The following is a 14891-nucleotide window of genomic DNA, read 5'->3' as shown; positions in this document are numbered from 1 at the left end:
CGGCAGGCGTCAGCTCGCCGGGCCGGGGCCCGGCGGGATGTGCACGGTCATGATCAGGTGACAGGTGCCGGTGCCCGCGCCGCGGTAGGTGTGGGGGGCGTCGCCGTCGAAGGTCGCCGTCTGCCCGGCCTCGACGACATGCTCCGTGCCGTCGACGACGAGCACCATCTCGCCCGCGGTGACGCTGACCGTCTCCACGACGCCGGCCTGGTGCGGATGGCTGGGGTACTCCTCCCCCGGTTCCAGTCTCCAGCGCCAGACCTCGACGGGGGCCGGTCCCGAGGTGGTGAGCATGAGGCGCGCCTCGCCGCCCTTCGCCCCGCTCCACAGGGGCGTGACGGCATCGGCGGACACCACCCGGACGCGGCCTTCGGCAGGGCCTTCCATCAGCGCGGACACCGAGATGCCGAGGGTGTCGGCGAGGCGGACCAGGGTCGCGAAGTTCGGATTGCCCTGGGCCTTCTCCAGGGCGACCAGGGCACCCTTGCTGATCTTTGCGCGCCGGCCGAGTTCGTCCAGGGACAGCCCGGCGCGGGTACGGGCCGCACGGACGTTGTGCGCGAGCGTCCGCAACGCCGCCTCAGTCTCGGCCATCACCATCACCCTTCAGCCAGTGGATCAGTGCACTGCACCGCGCGGTCGTTCGGTTGACGACTCTCGGTCGGTGCACTGTACGGTGTAGTCGTTCCATTGATAGTAAGGGATGTACCGTGACCGCTCTGCTGCTGGCCCTGGGCAGCTCCCTCGCCTACGGATGCGCCGACTTCCTCGGCGGGCTCGGCGCACGCAAGGCCCACGTGCTGCGCACCGTGATGGTCGCCGCCCCGGCCTCACTCACCGTGGAGCTCCTGCTGTGGCCCTTCCTCGGCGCCTCCTTCTCCTCCGCCACCCTCGCCTGGGGCGCGGCGTCCGGCGTCGCTTCGGCGGCCGCGTTCGCCCTGCTCTACCGCACGCTGGCGATCGGCCCGATGAACGTCCTGTCCCCGGTCACCGCGCTGGTCTCGGCGATGCTGCCGGTCGGCGTCGGGCTGCTGCAGGGCGAGCACCTGGGGCCGGCCGGGCTGATCGGCCTGCCGCTGGCGCTGGCGGCCGTGGTGCTGGTCAGCGCCGGACACGGTGCCGGCGGCACCCGCCCCTCGCGCACCGCGCTGCTGCTGGCCTTCGGCGCCGGGGCCGCCATCGCCCTGCAACTGGTCTTCCTGCACCAGGCCCCCTCCGACAGCGGCGTCGGCCCGCTGATCACCGGCCGCGCCGTGTCCTCGGCCGTCACCCTGGCCGCGGTCGGGCTGACGTTCCGGCGGCTCGGGCCGCAGAAGCCGGCGTACGCCATGTCAGCGGCGGCCGGCGTGCTCGACTCGGTCGCCAACCTGCTGTTCCTGCTCGCCGCCCGCAGCGGTGACCTCGCCGTCGTCGCCGTGATCACCGCCCTGTACCCGGCCGGTACCGTCCTGCTCGCCCGCGGCGTCCTCGCCGAGCGGATCCACCGCGGCCAGCTGATCGGCCTGGGCACCGCCGCCGTCGCCGTCGGCCTCCTCGCCCTCACCTGACCTCCCGCACCGAGCCCCGGAAGGACCGCGCATGTTCATCCAGCCCTGGGACGCCGCCCTGAACGACGCCGAGTGGCAGACCTGGATCGCCGACGGCCACGACTTCGGCGTCCTCAGCGTCAACGGCCCGCCCGGCCAGGCTCCCGTCGTCGTACCCACCCACTTCGCCGTCGACGGCAACGCCCTGCTGGTCCACCTGGCCCGGCCCAACCCGGTCTGGAAGGCGATCGAGTCCGGCCCGGACGTCACCTTCACCGTCACCGGCGACTACGCCTTCGTCCCCGGCACCTGGCGCGCCCGGCCCGGTGTCCCGCCCACCGACGGCGTTCCGACCAGCTACTACGCGGCCGTCCAGTTCACCTGCCGGGCCACGGTCGTCGACGACCCCGAGGCCAAGGCCGAGTTGCTGCGCCGGCAGATGGCCCACTTCCAGCCCGACGGGGACCACGCCCCGATCGACCCCGGCCGGCCACCGTACGGGCGGATGCTGCCCGGCATCCGCGGCCTGCGCCTGGAGGTCACCGAGGTCCGCGCGAAGTTCAAGTACGACGACCACAAGCCCGTCGAGCAGCGCACCGACACCGCCCGCCGGCTCACCGAGCGCGGCACCGGTCTGGACGCGCCCACCGCGGCCCAGCAGATCCGCCGCCTGGACCGCATCGGCACCTGGAAAGCCTGACCCCGGCCCCGGCCCGGCACCCCGCCCCTTCGGCCCTCTCGGCTCCTCCCCATTGGAACGGACCCCGCACGATGACCACCTTCCGCCTCGGCCCCGCCGTCGCCGACGCCTTCCCCGACACCCTCGTCGCCGTCGTCACCGCCACCGGGCTGCGCGGCCACGAACCCTGGCCCGCGACCACCGCCGCCCTCGAGGACCTGGAGCGGCAGCTCGCCGACGGCGTCTGGCAGCCCGCCGACGAGAACGACCCGCGCATCGAGGCGTGGCACACCGCCTACCGCTCCTTCGGCACCAACCCCCGCCGCATCCGGCCGAGCGTCGACGCCCTCGGACGCCGGTTCGCCAAGAAGGGCACGCTGCCCCGGATCAACCCGGCCGTCGACTCCTACAACGCCGTCTCCGTCCGCCACGGACTGCCCGCCGGCGCCTTCGACCTCGACCACGTCACCGGCGACGTCGACATCCGCCACGCGGACGGCAGCGAGACCTTCACCCCGCTCGGCGAACCCGGCACCACCGAGCACCCGGGGCCCGGCGAGATCGTCTACACCGACGCCACCGACGTACTGACCCGCCACTGGAACCACCGCGACGCCCACCGCACCCGCGTCACCGAGGACTCCATCCGCGTCGCCTTCGTCCTCGAAACGCTCCAGGCGACCCGCGACGGACACCTCCTCAAGGCCGCCGCGGCTGAACTGCGGGACCTGCTGGCCCCGCACACCGACCGCACCCGGGTGCACCACCTGTCCCGCGAACAGCCCCGGGTCACGGTCTGAAGCCCTCCCCAGCCGGCCGATGGAATGTTCCCTGAGGATCCCGGCCATGGCCTCGGCCCGGGCCGAAGGAGTCGGCCGTCGCGTCGGTCGGCGGCGGCTGGATGCCGGCGTCGTCGAACGGTTGATCCATGACACGAGAGGAAACCCGTACATGACCCCGGAGCAGTGGGAGACCATCGGCCGTCTGGTCGACTGGCTCGACAGGGCGAACGGCCGTGACGAGCACGAGCGGGCGATGCGCCTGATCAAGCTCACCGAGGAGGTCGGCGAGGTCGGGCAGGCGTACGTCGGTCTGACCGGGCAGAACCCCCGCAAGGGCGTCACCCACACGTCGGCCGACGTCGCCGACGAGCTGTGCGACGTGATCGTCACCGCCGCCGTGGCACTGCACGGCTTCAGCCCCGATCCGGCCGCCACGTTGGCAGCGAAGCTGGACGCGATCGCCGTCCGCACCTTCGGCCCCCCGTCCGCCACGCAGTGACCCTCCGGCGAGGCCCCGGCCCGGCCGTTCCGCCGACCGTGCCGCGACCGCTCGTGCCCTTCAGGGGCGGGCGGCCGCGTGGAGGACGTCGGGCGGTTCGGGCGGGGTCTCGCGGTCCTTGCGGGGCGGGGTCGGCCGCGCGGCCGGCGTCGGCTGCCCGGTCAGCCGAACAGCCGGGAGCCGAGCGGGCGTTGCCGGTCGAAGCCGGGAAGGATCAGGAATGTCCCGCCGGCGGTTGTGGTGGTGAAGGGCAGCAGCGCGTCGGAGGTCTCCATGTGGGTGAGGGTGGCGGTGAAGGTCCGCAGGTCGTTCTGGAAGCTGATGAACAGCAGGCCGGGGGCCGGCTGGTCGGTACTGTAGGAGCGGCGGAGCATGAGCCCGACCCCGACCACGTTGGCGTGTGCTCGGCGCACGTGGGCGTCCGCGGGGACGAGGTAGCGCCCGTCCGGTGTCTTGGCTCCGAGTTCCGGGCCCGAGGCGGCGGTGCCTCCGGAGAGGGGCACGCCGCTGGCCCGGCGCCGCCCGAGGACCGCTTCCTGTTCGGCTACGGACAGGGCGGCGAACCGCGGCAGGTCGAGTTCCATGTGCCGCAGCACGGCCAGGGTGCCGCCGGCGACCGCGGGGGGCCCGGACAGCCACAGGTCGCGTTCTCGTTCGGCGGTCGTGTGGGGACCCACGATGCCGTCGATGAAACCGAGCGGATTGCGGGACGCGGTCAGGCCGTTGCCGACGGACACGTTCGTCCCGCGGCGTCCGGACTGACGCCAGCGTTCGCGGACGCGGTCACCGGCGTGGTCCAGGAGCGCGGCGGCGACGACCGGTAGGAGCAGCGCGTCGCTGGCGCAGATCTGCAGGAGCAGGTCACCGCCGCGTGCGCGCGGGGCGATCCGCTCGCGGGCGAACCGCGGGAGGTCGGCCGCGCCGGGCAGCGAGGCACCGGCCGCGCGCACCAGCCGGGGGCCCACCCCGACGGTCACGGTCAGGTCACCCGGCGGCAGGCCCAGCAGCCGCGTGTCGGTTCCCGAGGTGAGTGCGCCGATGGCCTGCCCCAGTTCGGCCAGCAACGGGCCGGGAGCGGCGGTGGCGTCGAGGTCGGCCACCACGGCGAGCAGGTGGGGCTGGGCCGGCTGGGGAAGCGTGATGCCGGCCTGATGGCGGCCCGTCGCCGGAACCGGCTCCGGCGTGGCCTGCGCGGCAGGGCCGGGCCGGCCTGGCCGGGCGGAGTCCGGTGTGCACCCGGCGGTCAGCCCGGCGGCCATCATCGCGCCGGTGGCGTCGAGGAACATGCGGCGTGACGGGTGGGGGTCGGCTCGGCGCATGGGGTGCAGAGTGCCACATCCGCTTCGTACGTGTGGGTCAACCTCGTGATTCCGGAGTGGGATTGGGCGTCGGATCGGGCATCGTGCCAGACTGGGATCATGCCTCGATTAGCTCTTCGCGTGCTGGCTGCGGTAGTGGGCACGCTGACCCTGGTGGCAGGCTGCGGCGGCGATGGCGGATCGGGCAAGGGCCGGCGTCCGGCCGGTGCGCGTGTGACGATCCGGGTACCCGCCGACGCCCCGACGATCTCGGATGCGGTGTCCGTGGCCCGGCCCGGCGACCTGGTGCTGGTCGCGCCGGGCGTGTACCACGAGTCGGTGAGGATCGGCACGGAGCGCATCACCCTTCGCGGACTGTCCCGGGACAAGGTCGTCATCGACGGGCGGTTGCGGCAGCCGAACGGCGTGGTCGTGTCGGCGCCCGGGGTGGCCGTGGAGAACCTGACCGTGAGGAACAACACGCAGAACGGGGTCCTGGTCACCGGTTCGGCGAAGGCGGCCGCCGGCCTGCCGGGGGGAAGCGGCGGTTACGACACCGGGGACGAGCCCGTCACCTTCCTGAAGTCGTTCCTGGTCTCCCACGTGACCGCCACCCGCAACGGCTTGTACGGCATCTACGCGTTCTCCGCCCAGAACGGTGTCATCGAGCACTCGTACGCCTCGGGAGGCGCCGACTCGGGGATCTACGTCGGCCAGTGCAAGCCCTGCGCCATCGTGGTGAGGGACAACGTCGCCGAACTCAACGCGGTCGGTTACGAAGGCACCAACGCCAGCGGGGACATGTACGTCGTCGGCAACCGCCTGGCCGGCAACCGGGTCGGACTCACCACCGACTCCGACCACCAGGAGAAACTGCTCCCGCAGCAGGGCTCCGTCATCGCGGGCAATCTGATCGCCGCCAACCAGCAGACGGCCACGCCGGAGCAGGCGGACGGCGGATGGGGCACCGGCGCCGGCATCGACGGCGGCAGCGGCAACCGGTTCGTCCGCAACCGCATCGCCGGCAACAGCGCCGCCGGGCTGGTGATCACCGCGACCGCCGACATACCTCCGGTCGGCAACCAGATCGTGGACAACACGTTCACCGGCAACGGCGTCGACGTCGGCTGGACGTTCCCCACCGCCACGCGGGGACGGGGCAACTGCCTGCGGGGCAACCGTCTGCGCAGCACCGTGCCCGCCCGGCTCGCGACGGCCGCGGCCTGCCCGGCCCCGGCCGGGTCGTCCTCGCCGGGCGGCACGTGGGCGGCGCCGACGGCACCCGGCGGCATCCCCTTCACCGAGGTCGCGGCGCCTGCTCCGCAGCCGCAGTTCCCCGACGCCGCCACCGCGGGAGCCACCGTCGTCCCGCCCGTCCCGGAACTGCCGAAGACGGAGGACATCCGGGTGCCGCCGGCGTCCCTGCTGGCCGCGAACGCGCGGGTGCGGACGTCCTGAACTGTCACCGGGCCGGGGAGACACCGGGTACCGGCTCGACCGGAACGTACGTGTGGGTGCCGAAATCGATGACTACCGGCTCCGGTTGCGAACCCACCCTGACGCGGACCCGGTACATGGTGCCGTCGGAGCCGATCCAGTAGCGCACGTTGCCCGTCGTACCCGAACGGCCGGGCGCGGACGGCCCGGTCATCACGTCCACCCGGCGCCCGTCCACCTGTTCCCGCCCCCACCAGGCGGCGCCGTTCTGCGGCAGCAGTTGGGCGTTGTCCGGCCGGTCGCCGCCGAGACCGAGCGTGATGGACAGGGAGGTGTCCAGCGCGCTGCCGGACGACAGCAGCGGGCGGTCGTACCAGCCCGAACGGGGCGGCGAGGAGGGTGCGTGCGCGGGGGCGTGCGGCATCGGGCGGACGTGCACGGAGGTGGGCGTCCACTGGATCAGCCCGTCGCCGGACCTGTCGCGCCCGGTGCCGTGCACCACGCCGTAGCCCACCTTGCGCCGGTAGTCTACGGATCCGGTGACGGTCAGCCCGCCGGCCGTACCCGGCACGGTGATCGTCACGGCGCGGCCCCGCGCCTGGTAGTTGCGGAAGCGCGTGATCGCGAGCCGGCTCGCCTCCTCCGTCGTCAGCGAGCGCGGACCGCCGTTGCCGGAGCCGCCGTCGGCGACCAGGAACGCGACCACGGCGGCCGCGGCGACGGCCACGACGCCCATGACGACCGCCGCCCGGCGTGACCGAGGCCATCGGCGCCGGCCCGCCGGACGACCCGGTGGAGCCGGCCGGGCCCTGATGCTCCGCACGCGGTTCGCTGACACTCTCCGATTCATCCTTCCGATCACCGGCCGTCGGGCCGTCACGGGCTCGGCAGGGCACTCGGTGATCCGCCCGTCCGGATCGCGGACGGGCGGACCACCGTCGTGGGGTTCGTTCAGTGCTGCCGGGCGCGCCGGTTCCGCGTCACGAACGCGATGACCAGGCCCGCACCCACCAACAGACCCACCATGCCGATCATCTCCATCAGCCCCGACGTACCGGTGTCCGCCATCGAGCCTCCGCCGCCACCGGCCGGGGCCGGGTGGTCGGCGGGAGGCCCGGACGCCGGCGGCGTCGGGGGCGCTGTCGGTGTGTGAGTCGGCGCCGGGGTGGGGGTCGGCGTCGGTGTGGGGGTCGGCGTCGGTGTCTCCTTCGGGATGTACACCCCGGCGTCGATCGTGTGATCGACGCCGCCCGGCCTGTCCGGCGCCGTGACGGGCGCGTAGCCGTTGCACAACGGTCCGGTGGTCGGCGGGGTCACGTTGGAGTCGTGCGCCCGGTCGGCACCGGCCCGCGGGAGCGTGAACCTCAGTTCGCTCGCCGGGGGCTGCTCGGGCACCTTGCTCGTGTCCGCGGTGCACACGTCGAACCGCACCGTGTACTTCGCGCCCGGCGTGAGCTCGTACGCGGCGCCGACACCACCGAAGTAGTACTCGCCGGCGGCGTCGGTCCTGGTCGTGGCGACCTGTTCGCCGTCCGCGTCCAGGAGGTCGACCGTCGCCCCCGGCAGCAGCACGTGTCCCGGGTCCTGGATCCCGTTGTGATCGCCGTCGAACCACACGACGTTGCCGATCTGGATCGGCGCGTTCGCCGCCGCGTACGCGATGTCACCGAGCCCGCCGGCCTTGCCGAACCCGCCCTGTTCCCGGCTGACGAACTGGAACCCGTTGGCGTTCGGGTCGTTGCCCGGGCCCTGACCGGTCGTGATGTCGTGGTACCCGGTCCCCGAGGTCGCGACGTTGACGACCGGGTCGAACTCCGTGCTGACGACCCATTGCTGCTGCGGGATGTAGGCCACCGATCCCAGCGCGGTCTCCTGGTGCGCGCCCGCGTAGAAGTCGCCCGGGAAGTACTCGACGACATCGGCGGGCTGACCGCCGTTGTTGGCGGGGGTGGCGTGGTTGGGGCAGTTCCCGGTGCCTTCCCACTGGTATTCACCGGTGGGAGTGGCGCACACCATGGTGATGTCACCACCGGACATGCCGTTCTCCGCCGTGTCGTTGCCCGGGCGCGGGTCCAGACCGCCCCAGCTGAGCACGTCCATGAACCGGTCGCGGAAACCCAGGATCATCGAGCCGTCGCGGCCGAAGGCGAGGGAGGACAGCTCCGGCTGCGGATCGATGAAGACGTTGCCCGCCTTCCGGTCGTCCCAGGTGTCCAGGCTGGTGTTCCACGGGTTCCAGTGGGTGGCCTTGTCGCCGGCGCCGAAGACGGTGCCGCGTCGGTCCGTGAGCGGGTGGCTCAGCACCGTGGTGAACCGCTCGCCGTCGTAGGTGGAGACGAAGACCTTCAGGTCCGCACGCTGCTGCGTGCTCTCCGCGCTGCACACGCCGCCGACGTACAGCGTGTTGTCGTGCGCCTGGAGACCGAACGGCCGCCAGTCGCCGGGGCTCGCGCATCCCGGGTCCGGGATCGGGACCGTCGACTCGGGCGCGGCGGCGGTGGCCCCTGTCGCGTCGAAGCTCACCAGGCTGCGGGTCTTCAGGTTCACCGCGTACAGCGTGGAGCCGTCCTCCGACAGGGCCAGGCCACCGATGCTCTCCTTGCCCGGGGCGTCGGTGAACCCGGCGTCCTTGACCATGTTGGCGGTGTCGTGCCGCGTCACCGTGGCGCCGGGCACCCGCGCGAACAGCTTCGGCGCACCCTCGCCGTCGAGCGGCACCGTGTAGATCGCGCCCCCGCCCTGCGGTCCGTACGGGGCGTACCGGCGGGCGAACGCGCTCTGGAACAGCCGGGTCCGCTGCGTGTCGTACGCCAGCCCGAACGTCGTGCCCACCTGGTCCTGCGTGGCCAGCGTGGCCGGGCACGCCACATCGGTGGGACACGTGCCCCGGACCTTCGTCCCGAACGCCACCAGTGCCCGGGTGTCCGTGCTGTTGGGGCCGCTGTGGACCGGCACGAAGTACCGCGTGTCGGGGAGCGCGTAGTCGGCCGGGTCCCACACCCCTGTCACCACCGAGGCGTTCTTGCCGTCCGAGACGTCCACGAACGACGTGAAGCTGTCGAAGTGGTTGTCCGCCGTCGACGCGGGCGCCGCCCGCAGATGGCCGTCGTACGGCGCCGGGATGCCGACGTCGACGCGGTACCGGCCGCCGCCCAGCACGTTCGACGGCGGCACCACGACCTTCCCGGTGGCGTCCGTGACGCCGGTGACGACGTGTCCCGCGGGGTCGGAGACCTCCACCTTCATGCCCCGCTGCGGCACGTCCATCGTCGTGTTGACCACGCCGGTGCCGAAGAAGTCGCGCAGCACCTCGACGGTGAGCGTGCCGTCGGCACTCGAGGCGGCGGCCGGTCCCGCCGTCGCTCCCACGGCGCCGCCTGCCAGCAAGAGAACGGATAACGCGATGCGCGCCGGCGGCTCCGCGAGCCTCCGGGGTAACCGGCGCGTATCTCTGCCGAGTCGGTTCACGGCATCACACTCCACATTTCTGTCGTCGGAAAAACGAAGGAGACGGCACGGAAGAAAAAAGGGCCCACTGCTGTCGCGTGGACCGCTTTGCGGTGATCATGCGGGGGGATTGTGGGCGAGTTGTAAGCGTCGCGAGCCGGAGAACGCGAACGCACGTTCGCGAACTCGCGCCGGACCGGCCTGAGTTGCGTGCTCATCCAGCTCGATCACGGCGTCTTCGCCCCCCACCCCCGGCCTGACCGACCGCCCTTCCGTGCGTCGCGCGATATCCTATCCCCGGAGTCCCGGCGCTACCAGCAGAACTCCCGAACCCCGCGCATCCCTTGGGATACGCCATATTTTCCGGGCGCTCGGAGAATGGCGACCGGAAGAAGGTGCGACAACCGACTTGACGGCCGAAACAGGCCGGATGGCGCGATCCCCGCGCCCGGTGATTGCGGAGAATTCGCTTTTCCACGGGCGTCCGCACTCGGCCACCTGTGCGACGGACCGGGTCATGGAGTGTCGCCGGCCCAGTCGAAGCGGGCCGGGTCACCGGGGCGCGGGTCGTACATCGCCCGGCCACCGGTGCCGAACCGCCCCAGCTCGGTGGCCAGCGCGACGCCGGCGCCGACTTCGCCGTGTGTCCAGCCGGTGATGTCGAGCAGGAGGCCGTCCAGCGGTCCACCGACCAGTTCGGCGTAGCGCCGGTCCGGCCGCGGGCCCGGCTGGTCGGGGTCGGCGCCGTAGACCCGGCGGCGTAGCAGCTGCTCCTCGTAACGGTCCATCCGTTCAGCCTCGCATCCGCCACTGACAGCGCCCGGCCGGGTACGGCTCCGGTGCCGGGCCCGGTCGGTCGCGGTTCAGCACTCGGGCTCGGGGGGCCGGTGCCGTCGCGGGGGACGGCCGGCGGGGCCGGGGCGTCCCGTGGGCCGCCCGCAGCCGCCGCGAGGCTCTGCCGTAGGCGGGTGAGACGGGCGATCTCCGCGTCCAGGGCGGCGAGGCGATCGGCCACGACGTCGCTGGGCCCCCCGGAGCCGCAGCCACCGGATGTGGGTGGGTCCTGGACGAGGAGGTCCAGGCGGTGGACGCGGCGGCGGAGGTCGTCGAGGGTGAGGCCCATGGCCAGCAGGTCGCGGGGCCGAGCAGGGTGTCGCCGGGGTGCAGCGGCGGCAGCGGCACATCGCGGGTCTCGCCTCCGATGAGGGTGCGCAGGCCCGGGAAGACGAGGAAATGGGTGTTCCGGACGAGCACCTGGCCGGCCCCGGCCCGAGGGAGGGGCGCCTTGGCCAGGGTGAAGTCGCCCGGGGCCGGCGGGGCGGCGGGGCGGCGGGGCGGCGGGCCAGACGTACGAGACGATGGGTCGCGTTCATGCCCGGACGCTGAGCCTTGACCCTCGGGTCAGGGGCAAGAGGCCGGGCGCGCGCTCACGCGGTGGTCTCGTCGCCGCTCGTGACCAGTTCGCGCAGATACCCGGGGGTCCAGCCGGTGATGCGGACGACGGTGTCCTGCGCGTCGCGTTCGTCGGTCGTGCGCAGGCAGGCGACGGCTTCGGCCTGGAGGTCGGCGCGCGCCGCGTCGAGGGCGGCTTCGGCTTCTCGGTAGCGCTGAGCGGCGAGTTCGAGCTTGGCGGTGTCCATGGGTACGCGTCTGCCCCCGATCGGCCGGCCGATGAGACCGAGTCCCTTGACGTACCCGGTGAGGCGCCGTTCCCGTCTCCCGGCGGCCGGTCCGGTGTCAGCGCCGGCGGTCGGCCGCCGAGGTGGCCAGTTCGGCCAGCCGACCGGCGGCCGGCAGACCGGCGAGTTCGGCGCGTGCCCGTTCGGCGCGGGAGGATGCCATCCGGGCCGCCTCGGTGAGAGCACCGGTGCGCGTCAGCACGGCGAGGATGTCCCGGTGGGCGGTGACGGGGTCGGTGCCGCCGCGGAACACGGTGGTCAGGCGGTTCCGGTCGGCCTCGTCGGCGGCTTCGTAGGCGAGCAGGACGGGCAGGGTGGGCTGGAGGTTGGCGACGTCGCTGGTGGCCGTCTTGCCGGTGACCTGGTCCTCGGCGGTGTACGGGAGCAAGTCGTCACGGATCTGGAAGGCCATGCCGAGCTGTTCCCCGTACCGGCGCAGGGCCTGGTGCCGCGGGGCGGTGGCGCCGGCCAGGATCGCCCCGGCCTGGCACGCGGCACCGGTCAGCGCGGCGGTCTTCGCCTCCATGACGTTCAGGGCGGTCGGCACTCTGCAGGTCAGGTCGCCGCGGATCTCGGTCTCGCGCATGATGCCCTGGCACATCCGCCGCAGGGCCTGGACGGTGACCCGTGCCGCGTGCAGTACGCGGTCGGCGGGGCCGGAGCCGAGCAGGGCCGCGATTCCCGCCATCGACAGTCCGTCGCCTGCCACGAGGGCCTCGGCGAGGCCGTACTGCTCGGCGGTGGAGGCCCTCCCGCGACGTACCGGATCCTGGTCGACGATGTCGTCGTGGACGAGGCTGGCGACGTGCAGGCACTCGATGCCGGCCGCGAAGGCCAGCACCTGGTCGGCGGTGCCGCCGACGGCTTTGGCCGACTCCACGCACAGGACGGGGCGCAGGAGCTTGCCCGTGGGGAACAGCGCGTCCAGGCAGGCCAGCTCCAGCATGCTGTCGCCGCTGCCCACCCAGCGCAGCAGTTCGGCCTCCAGGAGCGGGATGTACGTGTCGCCGGTGGCAGTCACGGCAAGGGACATGGCGCGTCCTTTCACAGGTCAGCAGGGGATCACGGCGCGCATGACGGGGCGCCACACGTTGAGCAGCGTGCCCAGGGGCGGCTCCACCGGCCGGGTGAGGACGTCCCGGCCCGCGGCCAGCACCGCCGCGACGACCAGCGCCATGTGCTCGTGGTGGGCGTGCCGGAGGGCGCTGACCGGGCCGTGGTCCGCTTCAGCGGCCGTGTCCAGCCGCTCGGTGACCCGTGCGGCCTCGAAGGCGATGAGGTCGGCCATGGCCGGTGTCCAGCGTTTGGCCTTGAGGTCCTCGGCGCGCACGCCGAACCGGTCGAGGTCCTCCAGCGGCAGGTAGAGGCGCCCGTCGTCGAGGTCTTCCGACAGGTCCCGCAACGCGTCCGTCAGCTGTGCGCACACGGACAACTCGCGTACCCGCGGCTCGTCCTCCGGTCCGGTCACGGCACCGGTCACCCGGTAGACCATGGCCACCGAGCCACCGGTCATCCGCACGCACCACCGGCGCAGCTCCTCGAACGTGGCGAAGTCACGGAAGTCGAGGTCCCGCCGCATCGCGTCGAACATGTCCTCGACCACCGACAGCGGCAGACCGAAGGCCCGGTAGGTGTGGACCGTGGCGTGCAGGACGGGGTCGGGGGAGCCGCCGGCGGCGAAGGCCGCCCAGGTGGCGTCCGCGAAGTCGGTGAAGCGGCGCCGGCGGTCCGCGACCGGGCCGCTGTCCACGCACAGGTCGGCACGGTGGCCGTGCGCCAGCAGTGCCGCCACGTACGGCCGGGCGGCCGCCGGAGCGCTGCGCAGGCCGTGCCAGCGGGCGGTCCCTCCGTCCGCGCCGGCCAGCTCCCGCACGCACACCGTGTAGCAGTGCCGCAGGACGGGATCGGTGACACCCGCCGCGTCCAGCCATCGCTCTACCAGCATCTGTGAACTCTTTCCACTCGACCGGATCCCGTGCGGGGGCCGGGACTTCGCTCGGCGACGAGGGCGCGGGGCGTCCCCGCAGGGCACTTGTGAGCTGTCGCGCCGGGACGGTCGTTCAGCGGGGCGCCGACGTGGCCCGGGCGGGGCGCACCGGCTGCCGGCGTCCGGGCGGCCACGGCAGCCGGACGGCTGGTCTCGCGGTCAGGGCGTCCCTGGTGCGGCGGTGGAAGGCGAGCAGGCCCAGGAGGGCGGCGCCGGCGAACCACAGGATCTGGACGGCCAGCTCGCCGGGCGGGAGTGTGCGCGTGAAGCCCGCTGCGGTGGCGGCCTGCATGGTCCCGTAGGTGGGCAGGAGCCGCACGGCCGCGCTTCCGGTGCCGCCGCTCGCCAGGGGGCTTTGCAGGCCGACGTCGACGAGGCTGGTCATGACCAGGGCGAACATGCCCTCCACCTCTCGGCGCAGCAGGGAGCCGAAGACGACGCCGAGGGCCCCGTAGGTCATGGCTCCGCAGAACAGGGCCGCGGCGAGTGCCACGGGCTGGCGCGGGCTCCAGGCGATGTGGATCACCGCGGTGGCGTAGGCCGCGATGGTGGCGGAGGCCAGGGTGAGCGAGGTGGTCTTGGCGAGGACGAGGTGGACCCGGGGGTAGCCGGCCATGGCCAGGCGGCGGTCGAAGCGCCCGCCGTTGAACGTGACGGCGAACATCATGAAGCCGGTGATCAGGGTGACGGCGTTGATGGCGCCGGTGATCTGCGTGATCTGGTTGCCCGCGGGTTCCAGGAGCCGGCCGGTCGCGCGCAGCCTGAAGGTGACGGTCCTGCTGGGGATGACGGCGTGGGCCAGGCTGATCCAGGAGGGGATGAACAGGGCGACCAGGACCGTGGCGAGCCTGTTGCGGGCGTGCTCGATCAGGTCGAAGCGGGCTGCCGTGAGGAACAGACGCAGGTGTCGCCTCACGCGGGCACCGCCGTCCCGGGGTGCAGGACGCCGTCCTGGAGCCGCCAGGACTCGTCCAGGCGATCGGCGTCGTAGGCCAGGTGCGAGACGACCAGGACGGAGCGGCCCGCGTCGCGCAGGCGTGCCGCGAGGTCCCAGAAGCGCTGGTAGGTGTCCCAGTCGAAACCCTGGTAGGGCTCGTCGAGCAGCAGCACCTGCGGGTCGTGCATCAGTGCCAGGGTCAGGTTCAGCTTCTGCCGGGTGCCGCCGCTGAGCAGGCCGGCACGCTCGTCGGCGTACTCCGTCAGCCGCAGCGCGTCCATGACGTCCCCAGCGTGCCGCAGGTCCGGCAGCCCCCGCGCGACACGGAAGAACTCCAGGTGCTGGCGCACGGTGAGCGCATCGTTGATCACCACGTCCTGCGGGCAGTAGCCGAAGCGGCCCGCATGACGGAGCGTGCCGCGCTGCGGGCGCAGTTCGCCGGACAGGATCTTCAACAGTGTCGACTTGCCCGCGCCGTTCTCCCCCACGATCCCGGCCAGCACCCCGGGCCGCAGCAGGAGGTCCACGCCTCGCAGGACCTCACGACGACCGTACGCGTGACGCACTCCCCTGACCTCCACCGCACCCCCAGGCCCGCAGTCCGTGCGCCGCACTCGCTG

At 72.9% G+C, this 14891-nt stretch carries 15 protein-coding genes; 5 read left to right on the top strand and 10 right to left on the bottom strand.

Annotated features, from left to right (window positions below):
* Window positions 1-9: 9 nt before the first annotated feature.
* Window positions 10-594, bottom strand: coding sequence for a helix-turn-helix domain-containing protein (locus tag LG395_RS34205; RefSeq protein WP_225812560.1), 585 nt, complete (start codon window positions 592-594; stop codon window positions 10-12).
* 116 nt (window positions 595-710) lie between these two features.
* On the opposite strand from LG395_RS34205, the gene LG395_RS34200 reads away from it, so the two are divergent.
* The 4 genes from LG395_RS34200 (at window position 711) to LG395_RS34185 (ending at window position 3486) form a co-directional block, all read left to right on the top strand.
* The gene (locus LG395_RS34200; protein WP_225812558.1) at window positions 711-1547 is read left to right on the top strand and encodes an EamA family transporter; all 837 of its coding nucleotides are present in this window, start codon (window positions 711-713) and stop codon (window positions 1545-1547) included.
* 31 nt (window positions 1548-1578) lie between these two features.
* A complete protein-coding gene (locus tag LG395_RS34195) occupies window positions 1579-2226 on the top strand; it encodes an FMN-binding negative transcriptional regulator (RefSeq protein WP_225812556.1) in 648 nt (215 codons plus the stop codon).
* A 71-nt stretch (window positions 2227-2297) separates the two neighbouring features.
* Window positions 2298-3005, top strand: a complete 708-nt coding sequence (locus LG395_RS34190; RefSeq protein ID WP_225812554.1) for a B3/B4 domain-containing protein — start codon at window positions 2298-2300, stop codon at window positions 3003-3005.
* 151 nt (window positions 3006-3156) lie between these two features.
* Entirely contained in the window at window positions 3157-3486 is a 330-nt protein-coding gene (locus LG395_RS34185) for a MazG-like family protein (RefSeq protein WP_225812552.1), read from the top strand.
* 161 nt (window positions 3487-3647) lie between these two features.
* Here LG395_RS34185 and LG395_RS34180 read toward each other — a convergent pair whose 3' ends face one another.
* The gene (locus tag LG395_RS34180) at window positions 3648-4805 is read right to left on the bottom strand and encodes a Dyp-type peroxidase (protein WP_225812550.1); all 1158 of its coding nucleotides are present in this window, start codon (window positions 4803-4805) and stop codon (window positions 3648-3650) included.
* A 99-nt stretch (window positions 4806-4904) separates the two neighbouring features.
* Here LG395_RS34180 and LG395_RS34175 point away from each other — a divergent pair, with 99 nt between their 5' ends.
* Window positions 4905-6242, top strand: coding sequence for a right-handed parallel beta-helix repeat-containing protein (locus tag LG395_RS34175; protein WP_225812549.1), 1338 nt, complete (start codon window positions 4905-4907; stop codon window positions 6240-6242).
* Between the two features lie 4 nt (window positions 6243-6246).
* Here LG395_RS34175 and LG395_RS34170 read toward each other — a convergent pair whose 3' ends face one another.
* The 8 genes from LG395_RS34170 to LG395_RS34130 form a co-directional block, all read right to left on the bottom strand.
* Window positions 6247-6957 (bottom strand): hypothetical protein, encoded by a 711-nt coding sequence (locus tag LG395_RS34170; RefSeq protein ID WP_225812547.1) that lies wholly within the window; start codon window positions 6955-6957, stop codon window positions 6247-6249.
* Between the two features lie 215 nt (window positions 6958-7172).
* On the bottom strand, window positions 7173-9590 hold the full coding sequence (locus LG395_RS34165) for an SdrD B-like domain-containing protein (RefSeq protein WP_225812545.1): 2418 nt from the start codon (window positions 9588-9590) through the stop codon (window positions 7173-7175).
* Window positions 9591-10183: 593 nt separating this feature from the next.
* The gene (locus LG395_RS34160; protein WP_225812543.1) at window positions 10184-10456 is read right to left on the bottom strand and encodes a hypothetical protein; all 273 of its coding nucleotides are present in this window, start codon (window positions 10454-10456) and stop codon (window positions 10184-10186) included.
* Window positions 10457-11095: 639 nt separating this feature from the next.
* Window positions 11096-11308 carry a hypothetical protein gene (locus LG395_RS34150; RefSeq protein WP_225812541.1) on the bottom strand — a complete coding sequence of 71 codons (213 nt, stop codon included), beginning with the start codon at window positions 11306-11308 and terminating at the stop codon, window positions 11096-11098.
* Between the two features lie 97 nt (window positions 11309-11405).
* A complete protein-coding gene (locus tag LG395_RS34145) occupies window positions 11406-12380 on the bottom strand; it encodes a polyprenyl synthetase family protein (protein ID WP_225812539.1) in 975 nt (324 codons plus the stop codon).
* Window positions 12381-12398: 18 nt separating this feature from the next.
* On the bottom strand, window positions 12399-13292 hold the full coding sequence (locus LG395_RS34140; protein ID WP_225812537.1) for a phytoene/squalene synthase family protein: 894 nt from the start codon (window positions 13290-13292) through the stop codon (window positions 12399-12401).
* 115 nt (window positions 13293-13407) lie between these two features.
* Window positions 13408-14250 (bottom strand): ABC transporter permease, encoded by an 843-nt coding sequence (locus LG395_RS34135; RefSeq protein ID WP_225812535.1) that lies wholly within the window; start codon window positions 14248-14250, stop codon window positions 13408-13410.
* On the bottom strand, window positions 14247-14852 hold the full coding sequence (locus tag LG395_RS34130; protein WP_225812533.1) for an ABC transporter ATP-binding protein: 606 nt from the start codon (window positions 14850-14852) through the stop codon (window positions 14247-14249). The genes LG395_RS34135 and LG395_RS34130 overlap by 4 nt, the downstream gene beginning before the upstream one ends.
* Window positions 14853-14891 lie beyond the last annotated feature (39 nt).

This window comes from Streptomyces spinosus, assembly GCF_020400655.1.
Classification (GTDB): domain Bacteria; phylum Actinomycetota; class Actinomycetes; order Streptomycetales; family Streptomycetaceae; genus Streptomyces; species Streptomyces argyrophylli.
Note: the sequence above shows the minus strand (reverse complement) of the source record. Positions and strands in the feature narration are given on the sequence as shown.